Source organism: Saccharibacillus sp. WB 17 (genome assembly GCF_008634075.2).
In the GTDB taxonomy this organism is placed as follows: Bacteria; Bacillota; Bacilli; order Paenibacillales; family Paenibacillaceae; genus Saccharibacillus; species Saccharibacillus brassicae.
The window spans coordinates 181,872-195,358 of the sequence record NZ_VPFK02000010.1 but is presented as its reverse complement, the minus strand read 5'-3'; the positions used below and the strand labels follow the sequence as shown (position 1 = coordinate 195,358).

Below are 13,487 nucleotides of genomic sequence, written 5' to 3'. Positions count from 1 at the left end.
CGAAACGGTCCGATTCGCGTCATCTCCATACCAAAAAAACCGATCCGGAGGCGGGTGGGCCTCCGGATCGGAGTGAATCTTCGCGCTGTTAGGAGTCGGTTTACCGTCTGCCTCCGCCCATTCCGCCGGTGTTCCCGGTCGTGATGCCGGACTCGTTCACCCAGGTCGTCACGCTGCCCGGGACGGTGAAGGTGACGACGTCGGCTTCACCGGCCGCCACCGTATACGTGCCGCCATCTTGCAGATCGGCCGAGCTGAACACGACGGTGCGGAACGCTTTGGTCGGCTTGACGGTCGCCACAACGGTGCCTTCGCCGTTCTTGAGATCGACCTTCGTGCCGGCTTCCTGCGTGTCGGTGAACGTCATTGCGACCGAGAGCTGAGCCGATTGTTCGCCCGGAGCCTGGGCCATGCCGGCGCTGCCGGCCGTGATCAGCGTGCCGCCGCTAATGTCGAACGTGCCGTCGTAGTCGAGCGAACCGTTGCCGTCGCCCGTCGGACCGTACACGGTCACCGTGCCGCCCGTCATCGCGATCGATCCGTTGGCATCGAGGCCGTCGCCTTCCGCGTCGACGGTCAGCGTGCCGCCGCTGATGGTCAATTGGGCACTGCCCGCGCCCATCCCTCCCATGCCGCCGCCGAAGCCGCCGCGCGCCGCCGTATCGGTCGTATCGGTCGCGGAATCGGCATTCGTGTTCGCAGACGATGTGCCGGCCGCGGCGGTCGTGTTCGCGGAAGCCGAAGCGGTCACGACCGCTGCTGCCGAAGTATCCTCGGTCGTTCCGCCGGCTTCGGTCGTTGCCGCCGCCCCTGTCGTCGTCCCTGTCCCCGCCTCGACCGCCGCCGAAGCTTCCGACGCATTGACCCCGTCGTCGGTCGCCACCACGTTGATCTCGCCGCCGGCGATCGAGATATGTTCGGCTTCCAGCCCTTCGTAGCTCGTCTTGACGTCGACCTTGCCGGCCGCGATCGTCAGGTTCGTCTCGCCGTGCAGCGCGTCGTCGCCGGTCGAGATTTGAAGATCGCCGCCGGTCACTTCGACATCGCCGTTGCTGTGCAGCGCGTCGTCCGCCGAGTCGACGACGATCGTACCGCCGTTCACGATCAGCGTCGTCCCGGCTTTGATGCCTTTCATGCTGCCGGATTCAGTCTCGGTCTCGGCCGCCGACGCCGACGTGCCGGACGCCGCAGAAGAATCGCTGCCGGAATCGGCCGCCGCTGCATCGGAAGCGCCGCCCGGCAGGGCGGGAGGCGTTCCGCCGTCTTCGGGCTGGGCGCCGTCCGGCAGCGCCGGAGGGCCGTCCGACGCCGCAGCGTCGGCATTCGCCGTGCCCGAAGCGGCTCCGCTGCCGTCCACGGACGGTCCCTGTCCGGTTCCCGGATCGCCGGTTCCGCCCGGACCGCGCATGCCGCCTTCCGGACGCTGGCCGCCTCCGAAGCCGCCTCCTCCGAAGCCGCCGCCCATTTCTTCGGTATGCTCCGGCCCGTTTTCGTAGCCGCCGCCGGTCACGAGGTTGAACGTGCCGCCGTCCACGACGACGTCCGTTTCGCCCTGGATGCCGTCCTGGCCCGCCGTAATCCCGAATGTGCCGCCCTTGATTGCCACGAATCCTTTTGCCGCGTCTTCGTCGTTCGTCGACTTGATGCCGTCGCCGGCCGCGTCGATACCGATCGTACCGTCTTCGACATACACGCGGTCTTTGCCGACCAGTCCGTCGTCCGCCGCTTTGACGTCGATCGTGCCGCTGACGATATTGAGATCGTCTTTGCTCGTGATGCCGTCTTTGTAGTTGGCCGTGACGGTCAGGCTGCCGGTTCCGTTGATCGTCAGATCGGCTTTGCTGAAAATGGCCGCGCCCGGCTCCCCGTCCGCGTTCAACGCATACGTCTGGCCGTCCGTCACCGTGTTGACCGTGCCTGCGGCAAGCGTCAGAATCACTTTCTCGGCCGATTTGACGTAGATCGGAGCACTGTCTTGATCCGTCAGGTCGACGCCGTTCAGGATCAGGTGCACGGAATCGGCGTCCGCCGTCTCCACGACGATCTGCCCGTCGCCCAGCGTTCCGCTCAGGACGTACGTGCCGGCCGCGGTAATCGTGACCGATCCGTCCGCCGCCTCGGCGCCGCTTCCGTCGATCGAAGCGCCGCTTGCGCCGAGCGCGATCGTCGTCGCATCCGCCGAAGCTTCTGCGGCGTAATCTTCGTCGTCCAGCGTGACGAGATCGGCTGTCGTCCGGCCGCTCAGCTTAACGGAAGCCGGGACGGCCGTCGTCGTCGCGGCGGTTGTCGTCGGGTTCGCCGTCTGTGTGCCGGACGCGGACGCCGTGGGGGTCGCCGCGACCGTCTCCGCCGTGTCCGCCGCCGAACTGCAGGCCGACAAGGTCAGCAGGGCGCCGAGGAAAATGACGAGGCCGGTCCGTTTTTTCGCCTGGAATCTTTTCGTTTTCTCGATCTTGGTCGTTTTTTTCATCTATAATCGTTCCCTTCGGGTTGGGTTTGGGTGCGTGGTGTGCGCGGGCAAGCGTCGTTGCGACTGCCTTTATCCTAAGCCCCGAAGCTTTAGCGAATCTTAAACGGACGAATCTTCCGAACCTGTTTCGTCTGCCCGACCTGCCACACGCCGAAAAAGAAACCCAAACATCAAAAAATACGTCGCTAAGACCAAAAATCCGTCTATTGAATCCACTATTTGTAAGCGCTACCATTTAGGGGAACATCAAAGTTACCGATCAGGGGGGATTAAGATGAATATGCGTACATTCGCCAAACGCGCGGCTCTGTTGGCCGCCGTCTCCACGCTTGCCGTCTCGACGGCATGCAGCAGCGCAAAGACCGAAGAAGCTTCGACCACGGACAGCGAGAAGGCCGTCAAGCAGGAACAGGTTGCTTTTACCGATATCGGCAGCGATATCCGGGGCAACGAAAAACCGACGCAGCAGCAAATCGACGAAGTGAACGGCACGCTCAACGATACATATCTCGGCGACATTTTCGATCAGCCTATCCCGAACGACTATTCCGCTTATCCGGTCGAAGGCGACGTGACGCTGGACGTATGGATGGCGGCCCCCGCCGAAATCCCGGACATGAACACTCAGCTTGTGCAGAAACAAGTACAGAAGCTCACCGGCATCAAAGTCAATTTCATCACGCCGCCGGTCGGACAGGAAGCGGATGCGTTCACGCTGATGATCTCGTCGGGCGAGCTGCCGGACATCATTATCGATCCGGGCCGATATCCGGGCGGGCTCGAAGCGGGTCTGAACGACGGCGCCTTTATCGACCTCACCGATCTGATCGAGAAAAATGCGCCGAACTATAACGCCTGGCGCAACTCCGACGAAATGCGCCGCAAAACGACCGTTACCGACAGCGGCAGACTGCTCGGCTTCTACGGCATCGCGCCTTATTCCGAGTGGATGTGGTTCGGTCCGCTGATCAAGAAAGAAGCGCTGGAGAAGACGGGTCTCGAAGTACCGACCACCATCGACGAATGGCACACGTTCCTCACCAAAGCCAAAGAAGTCGGCTATACCGAACCGCTCAATTACGGCTCGTCGTACGGCCAGATCTTCACCGGCATTATCAACGGCGCTTACGGAGTCTGGGACTGGACGTTTATGGACGCGGACGGCAAAGTCCAATGGGGACCGGCTCAGCCCAAAGCCAAAGAATATCTCAAGACGATGCAGGATTGGAACAAGGAAGGACTGCTCAACCGCGACTGGGCGACAGCGGACTTCAATCAGCGCATGGCGACCGCGATCTCCGACAAGACCGCGATCATGATGGACTCCCCGGATACGATGTGGAGCTACTGGAAGCAGCAGAACGATATCGACTTCGTCGGCGCGCCGAATCCGGTGCTGAACGAAGGCGATCAGCCTCAGGTCAGTTACAAAAACTTTATGCGGGCCGGTACGAGCGCCGCGATTACGACGCAGGCGGAGAACGTCGAAGCGGCGATGGCGTTTCTGGACTTCGGCTACAGCAAAAAAGGCTGGGAAGTGTTCAACTACGGCGAATACGGCAAGGTGCATCTGATCGACAAAGACGGCAAACCGTACTTCCCGGCGGAAAGCTACATTTATAAAGACCCGGACGGACAGCCGGTTGCGACGACGCTGCACAAGTATCGGGTGCACGACTGGGCAAATATTCGCGACGAGCATAATTCCAACCCGCTGATCGTGGCCGAAGGCAGCTACTCCGGCGATATCCGCAAAACGTGGACGGAAGAGATGGACGCGAGCATGACGATGCCTCCGATCACGTTTACCCAGGAAGAAGCATCGCGCGAAGCCGAGCTGGGCAACCAATTGGCGACGCTGCGAAGCGAATATTACGCCAAGATCATCATGGGCGAGCTGCCTGTCGATGCGTACGACAAGTTCCTGCAGGAAGCGCAGAAGATGGGTCTCGAAGAATTCGTCGCCCTGCATCAGGCCGCGCTCGACCGCTACAACCAACGTTAAGCGGGGACGGCCTCGCATGAATTTACAGGGAGGTGAACGACCGGGTGCTTACGCTGCAAAAAAACAAAAAGACGCGCGGCTCGGCGGTGTCCGAACGTCCCCGAACCGCGGCGCTGATCAAAAAAGACGTGCGCAAAAACTGGTTCCCCTATCTGCTTGTCATTCCCGTCCTGATCTGGTTCATCGTGTTCTGCTACGGGCCGATGTGGGGCGTGCTGATCGCTTTCAAGGATTACAAGCCGCTGCTCGGATTTTCCGAAAGTCCCTGGGTCGGCATGAAGCACTTTATCGACTTTTTCCAGGGTCCGTATTTTTGGCGGGTCGTCAAAAATACGCTGCTGCTGAATCTGTGGGGCATCGCGTTCGGCTTCACCGCCCCGATTATTCTGGCGCTGCTGCTGAACGAAATCCGCAGCAAAATGTTCAAACGCACCGTGCAGACGATCACCTACATGCCGCACTTTATTTCACTCGTCGTCGTAGCCGGCATGATCCATATTTTCACTGCCGACCAAGGCATCATTACGCAGGCGCTTCAGTGGATCACGGGCAAAGAGTATACTTCTCTCCTTGGCTACTCTTCGATGTTCCGGCCGCTGTACGTCTTCTCGGGCATCTGGCAGAGCATCGGTTGGGAAAGTATCATCTACCTTGCCGCGATGGGCTCGATCGACACGTCGCTGTATGAAGCGGCGGATATGGACGGAGCGAGCCGACTGCGCAAAATGTGGCATGTCACGCTGCCGCAAATCACGCCGACCATCGTTATCCTGTTCATTTTCGCGGTCGGCGGTCTGATGGCTTCCGGTTACGAAAAAATCATCCTGCTCTATAATCCGCTCACTTACGACACGGCGGATGTGATCGGGTCTTACGTCTATAGACGCGGCCTGCGCGAAGCCAGCCTGAGCTATTCGACGGCCGTCGGATTGTTCAGCGCTCTCATTAACTTCGGCCTGCTCTGGATGACGAACAGCATCGCCAGACGCAAATCCGAAGTCAGCCTGTGGTAGAAAGGAGCGTATACGAAACATGGTCCAATACAAATCGCTGGGCAACCGGCTGATCGACGCGGCGATCTATCTGCTGCTCGCCGCGCTGACGCTGATCTGCCTGTATCCGATCGTGCATATCCTGTTCGCCTCGATGAGCGATCCGGCGCGGCTGGTCGCCCATAAGGGACTGCTGCTCGCCCCGCTCGGCTTCACGCTGGACGGCTACAAGCTGATCTTCCGCGACAACGCCCTGCTCGTTGGCTACGCCAATACGCTGCTGTACGTCGGACTCGGCACGGCGATCAACATGGTCATGACGATCATGGGCGCCTACGTGCTCTCCCGGCGGGATCTGTTTTTCAAAAAATACATCATGATCCTGATCACGATCACCATGTTCTTCGGCGGCGGATTGATCCCGTGGTTCCTGCTGATGAAAGACATCGGCCTGTACAACAATGTCTGGGCGATGGTGCTGCCGGGCGCGATCAATACGTGGAATATGATCATCCTGCGCACCGGCTTCCAGGCGCTGCCGCAGGAGCTGGAAGAAGCGGCAACGATCGACGGGGCGAGCTCGATGCGTATTCTGCTGAGTATCATCGTTCCGCTGTCCAAAGCGACGCTTGCCGTCATCTTCCTCTACTATCTCGTCGGCAACTGGAACTCCTGGTTCAACGCGATGGTGCTGCTGCAGGACCGGGACAAATTCCCGCTCCAGCTTCTATTGAAGGAGATTCTCGTCGCCAACGACACGAGCGCGGCTACGATGGGCAGCTCCGGCGGCGTGGTGATCGACAGCGCGGGCAGCGCCACCGCCCACCGCGAGTTGGTCAAATACTGTACGATCGTCGTCTCGACGCTTCCGATCCTGCTCGTGTACCCGTTCCTGCAAAAATATTTCGTCAAAGGCGTATACGTGGGATCGATCAAAGGCTAGCTTCCAGGCAAAATTCCAAGCAAAAAGAGCCGGTCCGAACCCAAACGCCGCAGCAAAAAGCGCCTTTTCTCCCGGCAGGGGAAAAAGGCGCTTTTGCGCGGCGCGGCGCGGCGCGAACGATACGGCCTGCAGCCCGGCTTAATCGTTGTAGCGGCCGAAAGCTTCTTTGTCGGTCGGCACGTTTTCCAGATAGACGATTTTGCCTTCTTCGTTCAGACGGGCGATGTCGATTCCGGTCTTGGCGTAGACTTTGCCTTCGGCGGAACGTCCGCATACGGCCCAGTTCGTGCGGTAACTTCCGTCGGGCTGGCGTTCCCACGCTTCCCACATATGCTTCACGTCGCTGTTATAGGCGTAGAACGCTCGCACGAAGTCTTCGAATCCGGTACGGCTGCTGCCGTTCAGCACGATCTCCGCATCGGGAACGAACAGCGAGAGCAGATCCTGCATCGCCGACTCGTCGGTGCGCGCCGCGTCGAACAGGCGAAAATAAGTATTCAATAAAGGTACGGTTTCCATGGTGATCCTCCTGGCGAAGCGGATAGGGCGGGACGAGTTTGGTTGGCCCGCCGTCCTTAACGTTTCGATATTTTTCGAACTATAGAGAATCCTACCACTTCTTCGCCATCCTGCGCAATCTTTAGTTCGAATTTGATCGAAGTTTGTGTGAAAACGGCGAATATGGTACCCTACAAGCATGAAAACTCCAAATGTTCCGGCCGCTGCCGACCTGAGCCTCACCGTCGTATGCGCCGCGCTCGGCGATCCGGTTCGCATGAAGATTGTGCGGTGCCTGGCCACCTCCGGCGAGAAAAACTGCTCGGGCTTCGAAGTCGACCATATTTCCAAATCGACGCTGTCGCATCATATCAAGATTCTGCGCGAAGCCGGATTGATCCGGCCGCGCTTTCAGGGCAAGGAACACTTCTACTCCCTGCGTGCGGACGAATTGAACCTGCGCTTCCCGGGACTTGTGGATCTGCTGCTTAACGAAAAAGAACAAGGGAACGCCGCGCCGTCCGCGTAATTTCGGATGCGATTTCGGGATAGGCGGCGTTCGAAAGATCGGCTTACCGTCTGACGGATGCAAGATCCGGCAGGCGGTTTTTTGTTTGGCGAGGCGGTGCAGAGCGATGAAATACGGGACGGGGCGGTTGAATTTTAACTTATCCACCTGTGGATAAACGAAATTCAGGCGAAAAAACGGTTATCCACAGGCCAAAAGAAGCCGATCCGGCTTTTGGGGCGCGGATCGGCTCTGTGGATTATTTTAAACGTTCAAACCCTGCATCGCTTCTAAGCGCGTACGTTTTACCCGGACGAGCAGGCCGACGATCCGGACGAGCAGCATGGCACCCGCCATGACGATGAACGCGGGGCCGATCAGGTGCAGATCGAAATGATGCAGCTGCGAATAGCGGAAAGCTTCTTCTCCGTGACCGCTCACCCATTGGACGACGCCCACACGCAGGATGAACATGATCGACAGGACGCCGACACTGGCAGCGCCGGTTGTCACATACGTTTTTTGGCCGTCCTGTTCGACGCGGGACAAAGTCAGCAGCATCAGGCCGATCAGAGCACCGAATGCGGCGGAAGCCGCGAGCAGCATTCCGTTGTTGCCTCCGCCCGGAATGTTTTTCAGATACGCGGCTCCGAAGTAACCGACGACGACAATCGGCAGGATCAGGCGAATCGGATTAAAGGCTTTGCGGCCGAAAGTGCTCCAGGTCAAAAGGGCGAAAATGGCGAGTGTCGAAATCCAGGTTGCGGTTGTCATGGGTGGTGCCTCCTTGTTATTCGTTTTGGGATGCCTTTATCTTATCCCGAACGAGAAGGAGCCGCGTCCACCGGCAGGTGGGTTCTGCCGAATGCCCGTATCCACCTGTAGGTGGACGCGCAGAAGGCAAAAAGCGAAAATTCGCACGCGAAAAAGCCGACCGCGCTTGCGGCGCCGGCCGGCTGTGCGAGCAGGAGGCTTACTCCACCAGCCCGTTTCGAATCGCGTACACGACCGCCTGCGTTCGATCCTGCACATCAAATTTCTGCAAAATCCGGTGCACATGCGTCTTGACCGTACTTTCGCCGACGAACAGTTTGGAGGCGATCTCTTCGTTGCGCAGGCCGTAAGCCATCTGCTGGAGCACTTCCAACTCGCGGGCGGTAAAAGGTTGAAGCAGTCCGGCCGCCAGACCTTCTGGGCGCGGCGCGGTTGCTGCGGCGGACGCTTCATTCCCGCCGGCCCCGGATGCCGAAGCCGCGTCCGCTTTGATCTGACGCTGCAGAGCCTGTCCGATCAGCCGGCCGGCAAGCGCCGTACGGAAGATCACTTCGCCGCGCAGCGCGGCGCGGATCGCGCTCAGCAGTTCCTCCGGCTCGGTATCTTTGAGCAAGTAGCCGATCGCGCCCGCACGCATGCCGTCCAGTACGTATTCCTCCGTATCGAACGTCGTCAGGATCACGATCTTGCAGTCCGGCTGCCGCTCCAAAATTTGCCGGGTAGCTTCGATTCCGTTGAACTGCGGCATTTGCACGTCCATCAAGATGAGCTGCGGCTGCCGCTCCAGCGCCGCTGCGACCGCTTCGGGTCCGCTGCCGGCTTCGCCGGCCACTTCCAGATCAGGCTGCGCCCCGATCACGTACTTCATTCCCTGTCGTACGAGAGGCTGATCGTCCACCAGCAGAATTCCCGCTTTGTACGCCGCAGCCGGGTTCCCGGGCGATTCGCTGTTCGAATCGCCCGACTCGTTCCTGTCGTCCGTCTCTGTCCGCCGATCCATGCCTTCACGCCTCCTCGTTTCTGTCGATTTGCCCGTTCGTCAGCGGAAGCCGGATCTCGATCTCCAGCCCGTGCGGCTCCCGCGCCGCAATGACGCATTCGCCGTCCGCATCCCTGCACCGCTTGCGAATGCCGCCCAGTCCGAAGCCTTCACGCAGCGGGTCGCCCGGCTTCAAGATTCCGTCGTCCACATAATGAAGCGATAGTTCCCGCTTGCTCTGCCCGACCGTGATCTCCACATGTTCCGCCTGCGCATGACGGATCGTATTGGTCAGCGCTTCCTGCAGACAGCGGTACAGAACGGCGGCGATCTCCGGCGGCCATTCCTGCCTTCCCGCCGTCTCCGCGTCGGCCTCTGTCAGCACGATGGCCGGAGCGCCCACCGCAGTATTCGTCTGCTGGACCAGGCTTCGCAGCGACACCAGGCCCGCCCCGCTCTCGTCCGCGCCCATCTCATGCACGACGGAACGGACTTCCTGCATGCAGGAACGCGCCACGTCCAGCACCGTCCGGACGATCCGCCCGGACTCTGCGGGATCGCTTTTCAGCACATAAGGCAGAGCCTGAAGCTGCACGATAACCGAAGTGAGCCGGTGACCGATACTGTCGTGAATATCCCGCGCAATCCGGCTTCGTTCCTCCAACACCGCATAGCGCAGAGACTGCACGGTCGCCTGCTCCAGTTCCTCGTGCGCCTGCTGAAGCCGGGCATGCGTATCCGCCAGCTCGGCATGGATTCTTTTCAACTCCTCGGCATGCTTCTGCTGTTCGTCCTGCTTGGAACGGCTGATCCGAATCATGCGCAGCAGGGCGTACAGACCTACGTAAATAAACGAATCCTGACGCAGCAGTCCTATCCACGCCGCATCTTCATACCGAACCTGCAGCCAAAAAGTCGCCGCTACGATCCCTGCCGCAAGCAAAACGGACGACGGTCCGACGAGCACCAGCGCGATATAACTGACGAGGAACCCTTGAAGAATCATCAGCAGTGACGTATCCTGACCAAAAAACAGCCAGTAGACGACAGACGCCGCATACAGTCCGCCCAGCAGCACAAATCTAATCCGCGAATTTTTCAGACGGGGAGCAACGCCCAATCCGGCGATGTACAGCAGACACAAGGTCGCCGAAGCCCAGCGCTCCTCGTTCGAATCGGGCAGCAGACGAGTGAACAGATACAGCAGCACGATGGCAGTCACGATCCAGCCTCGCTGCAGCGGGAGCGAATTCATCCGCGAATCCCCTTTCGGTATTTCTTCTTCTGTTACGATTCTAGCACAACGCCGGCTCGGTCATGCAGAATGAAGCGTCCGGGAAACCGGATGCGGAACTTTACGCCAGCGTACGGACCATGATCCAGTCAATTTGCTCCTCGTCGCCCATTTGAAAAGTATGTTTGTCGGCCAGAACAAAACCCTGACGCTCGTAAAAAAGAATTGCCGGTTCGTTTTTTTCCCAGACGCCCAACCAGACCCGACGCTTGCCCTGCGCTTTGGCCGTTTCGAACGCGTGCTGCATCAAGCGTCCGCCCAGACCCATGCGCTTGAAGCTCGTGCGGACATACAGGCGCTCGATCTCCAGACTCTCTTCGCCCATACGTTCGGACTGCGCCCCGCCTGTGTTGATTTTCAAAAAACCCGCAAGTTCCTCTTGGCAGTAGATAAAGAAAAACGCCGATTCCGGATGTTTCAGCTCCTGCTCCAACCGCTGTTTGTCAAAAGCCGTTGTCAGATAAGCGTGCAGGTTCTCCGGCTTGTTCTGCGCCGCGAACGTGTCGCTGAACGTCCGGATGCCGATCTCGCGCAGTTCGTCCAGATCTTGTATTCCGCATTTATGGATAGATACCGTCATGGGTGGGTACTTCCTTTCGGTTTGAATTTCGGATGAGACTTCGGCTTGGGGGTTCGGGTTCAGCTTGTGCCACCTCGGCGTCAGTAATCCCGTTTCCCGCCTTTTTTCACAAACTCCCAATCGACTTCGACGTTGCCGCGGATTTTGCGCAGCAGGTGCAGCACCGTCTCTGCTTCTTCCTGCGACAATCCGGCCAGCGCCACCCGGTCGGAATGGTCGTTCTCGCGCCGGATCACAGGCACGACTTCCAGCCCTCGCTGCGTCGGAAACAGCTTCTTGATCTTGCGGTTATATGCGTCGCCTCTTTTCTCGACCAGTCCGTTCGTCTCCAGCTTCTGGATCGCGCGGGCGGCCGTCGTCCGGTCTACTTTGATCATCTCGGCCAGCTTCTCCTGAATGATGCCGGGGTTCTCGCAGATGCGCACGAGGTAGAGATATTGTCCTTTGGTGAGCTGCTGCTCCTTGAATTCGATATTGCTGATCGAGTCGAGCGCCCGGGCGATCATGCCGATCTCGCGCAGAATTTCTGTCATGGGTGGGGGCTCCTTCCTTTTTGCTGAAGTGGGTGACGGCGGGAGCGGATATTTAAAGGGCAAAGGGCAGTGTGAGGGAATCTTGGGTGTACTTAAATCATAATTATTTTTTGTTGCATTTGCAATATTAAACGGAATTTGAAGTTAGCGGAGGCTGGGTCAAACTTGTAAGAAGGTCAAGCTTGTGGAACTCGTATACGTGTAAAAAAGACGTCTTTTCCCCGGTATCGGGAAGAAAGGACGTCTTTTCCGGGGTGCTGAATAGATGGATGCTCCTGCGTCGCTGCTGTATGAATCGAACGGGGGCGTGCACGGGAGGGCGGAACGGCAGGTCTTAATAATCGGCGGTCAGCGGAGGGGCCATTGTCAGCGACAGGTCGAGATTGCCGTTGCGGGTACGGATCGAATCGAGAAAAGCTTTCTGGTTGACGCCCGCGTCCAGCGTAACGGAGTAGACGAGTTCGTACAGGCTGCCGAGTTCGGTCGTGCGGATCTTCTTGAGATCGTGCTGCACGCCGAATTTGCGGAACACTTCTTCGAACGCTTCCTCGTAGCCGAGATTTTCCGGAATCGTCACTTTGAGCGTCTTCTGCTGCGATTTGCGGGCGCCGAATTTGAAGACGTTCAGCGCGAACATGACGACGCAGAGAATCAGGGTGAACAATACGGCGTAGCCGAGAGAGCCGACGCCGCAGGCCAGGCCCGCCGCCATCGTGAACAGGACGTACGTGATGTCTTTCGGATCGCCTGCCGCGCTGCGGAAACGGATAATCGAGAACGCTCCGGCCAGGCTGAACGCGCGGGCCACGTTGCTGCCGATCATCAAGATGATGACGGCGACGACGATCGGGAGAATGACCAGCGTCAGCGTAAATCCCTGCGTATAGGTCGCTTTATTCGTTTTCATATACGTCAAGCTGATGATCAGGCCCAGAACCACCGCGAGGGCGATCGTCATCAGCGTGGTCGTAAGAGTCAGATCGGTCGTGCTTGTCGTGGTGCTATTGAGAATGGAATCAAGCATAGAGCACAGTCTCCTTTTCGTTGGCATGTTCGAAGTCGGGCAGATCGAGGATCGCGCCGACTTGAGTATTCGGGTTCAGGTTCGGACTCGGATTCAGTTCGGACATGGCTTTTCGGTTCTTGAGCAGCTTTTTGTACTCGTTGCCGTATTTGGAAAAGCTCGTCCGGTACAGTCCGTGCTCGGACAGCAGTTTGGACAGCCAGGCCGGTACCGTCTTCTCCGCTTTGACTTCCATCAGCCATTGGCCGGGTTCCAGCAGCGGCTCGCCGTAATCGCCGCGCTCCAACCGGACGTCGTGCCGGCGGCAGCGGATATTCGTATCGAACGTGATACGCAGGTCGCGGCTCGTCTTGTCGAACAGCGCTTTGCGGTCGTAGGACAGATACACTTTCGGTTCCAGCTCGTAGAGGCGCAGGAAATATTCGATCTCGTCGACCACCTGGGCATTCATGTAAGGCTGAAGTTCCGGCGGCCGGCCGGTGCGTACAAAGTCGTAGGCTTCGCTCAGCTTCAGCGCCGTGCGGCGTTTGTTGACCAGACCGAACACTTTTTTCTTGATCTCCAGGTACACTTTCGCGTCTTCGCCAGGCACGCCGTAAGCGCGGAGGCGCAGCTTTTCCTTGTACTTCGGCTTGGCGAGGCTCTGGCGGATCAGCGAGTCGTGCGGCGTGTCGAAGTACAGATTGCTGATGCAGTAAAATTCGTTTTTGTTATATTCGTCTTTTTCCATATATTCCAGCAGCGCCGTGTAAATCCTGAGGTAAGCGGCGTGATCCATCACATATTTGCTCTCGTACCGGTTGAAGACTTCGATTGCCATGATTCATCGTTCCTTTCGCTGTGGGGTCGGCGTCGTCTTGCCCTATCCGTATCTTAGGCCGGTAACC

13 protein-coding genes are annotated in these 13,487 nt (G+C 58.7%); 4 read left to right on the top strand and 9 right to left on the bottom strand.

Going from position 1 to position 13,487, the window contains the following annotated elements:
• Positions 1–100 precede the first annotated feature (100 nt).
• On the bottom strand, positions 101–2,470 hold the full coding sequence (locus FTE24_RS03595) for a carbohydrate-binding domain-containing protein (protein WP_150234177.1): 2,370 nt from the start codon (positions 2,468–2,470) through the stop codon (positions 101–103).
• 274 nt (positions 2,471–2,744) lie between these two features.
• Here FTE24_RS03595 and FTE24_RS03590 point away from each other — a divergent pair, with 274 nt between their 5' ends.
• From FTE24_RS03590 to FTE24_RS03580, 3 genes are read left to right on the top strand one after another with little or no spacing between them, the layout of a single operon-like run.
• Complete coding sequence (locus FTE24_RS03590) at positions 2,745–4,475, top strand: extracellular solute-binding protein (RefSeq protein WP_237401609.1); 1,731 nt, start codon at positions 2,745–2,747, stop codon at positions 4,473–4,475.
• Between the two features lie 53 nt (positions 4,476–4,528).
• Positions 4,529–5,488, top strand: a complete 960-nt coding sequence (locus FTE24_RS03585; RefSeq protein ID WP_202111744.1) for an ABC transporter permease — start codon at positions 4,529–4,531, stop codon at positions 5,486–5,488.
• Between the two features lie 19 nt (positions 5,489–5,507).
• Positions 5,508–6,410, top strand: coding sequence for a carbohydrate ABC transporter permease (locus FTE24_RS03580; protein ID WP_150234181.1), 903 nt, complete (start codon positions 5,508–5,510; stop codon positions 6,408–6,410).
• A gap of 138 nt (positions 6,411–6,548) precedes the next feature.
• Here the strand turns inward: FTE24_RS03580 and FTE24_RS03575 are convergent, their stop codons facing one another.
• Positions 6,549–6,929, bottom strand: a complete 381-nt coding sequence (locus tag FTE24_RS03575) for a nuclear transport factor 2 family protein (protein ID WP_150234183.1) — start codon at positions 6,927–6,929, stop codon at positions 6,549–6,551.
• Positions 6,930–7,107: 178 nt separating this feature from the next.
• Here FTE24_RS03575 and FTE24_RS03570 point away from each other — a divergent pair, with 178 nt between their 5' ends.
• Positions 7,108–7,437 carry an ArsR/SmtB family transcription factor gene (locus FTE24_RS03570; RefSeq protein WP_150234185.1) on the top strand — a complete coding sequence of 110 codons (330 nt, stop codon included), beginning with the start codon at positions 7,108–7,110 and terminating at the stop codon, positions 7,435–7,437.
• A 243-nt stretch (positions 7,438–7,680) separates the two neighbouring features.
• On the opposite strand, the gene FTE24_RS03565 is transcribed toward FTE24_RS03570, so the two are convergent.
• The 7 genes from FTE24_RS03565 to FTE24_RS03535 all read right to left on the bottom strand — a co-directional run bounded on the left by FTE24_RS03565 (position 7,681) and on the right by FTE24_RS03535 (position 13,420).
• Complete coding sequence (locus tag FTE24_RS03565) at positions 7,681–8,190, bottom strand: DUF1453 family protein (protein ID WP_150234187.1); 510 nt, start codon at positions 8,188–8,190, stop codon at positions 7,681–7,683.
• 199 nt (positions 8,191–8,389) lie between these two features.
• Positions 8,390–9,058 carry a response regulator gene (locus tag FTE24_RS03560; protein WP_237401615.1) on the bottom strand — a complete coding sequence of 223 codons (669 nt, stop codon included), beginning with the start codon at positions 9,056–9,058 and terminating at the stop codon, positions 8,390–8,392.
• A gap of 136 nt (positions 9,059–9,194) precedes the next feature.
• Positions 9,195–10,424 carry a sensor histidine kinase gene (locus FTE24_RS03555; RefSeq protein ID WP_150234191.1) on the bottom strand — a complete coding sequence of 410 codons (1,230 nt, stop codon included), beginning with the start codon at positions 10,422–10,424 and terminating at the stop codon, positions 9,195–9,197.
• Positions 10,425–10,524: 100 nt separating this feature from the next.
• On the bottom strand, positions 10,525–11,043 hold the full coding sequence (locus FTE24_RS03550) for a GNAT family N-acetyltransferase (RefSeq protein ID WP_150234193.1): 519 nt from the start codon (positions 11,041–11,043) through the stop codon (positions 10,525–10,527).
• Between the two features lie 80 nt (positions 11,044–11,123).
• Complete coding sequence (locus FTE24_RS03545) at positions 11,124–11,576, bottom strand: MarR family winged helix-turn-helix transcriptional regulator (RefSeq protein WP_150234195.1); 453 nt, start codon at positions 11,574–11,576, stop codon at positions 11,124–11,126.
• 334 nt (positions 11,577–11,910) lie between these two features.
• Positions 11,911–12,600 (bottom strand): DUF4956 domain-containing protein, encoded by a 690-nt coding sequence (locus tag FTE24_RS03540; RefSeq protein WP_150234197.1) that lies wholly within the window; start codon positions 12,598–12,600, stop codon positions 11,911–11,913.
• Positions 12,593–13,420, bottom strand: a complete 828-nt coding sequence (locus tag FTE24_RS03535; RefSeq protein WP_150234199.1) for a polyphosphate polymerase domain-containing protein — start codon at positions 13,418–13,420, stop codon at positions 12,593–12,595. The genes FTE24_RS03540 and FTE24_RS03535 overlap by 8 nt, the downstream gene beginning before the upstream one ends.
• Positions 13,421–13,487 lie beyond the last annotated feature (67 nt).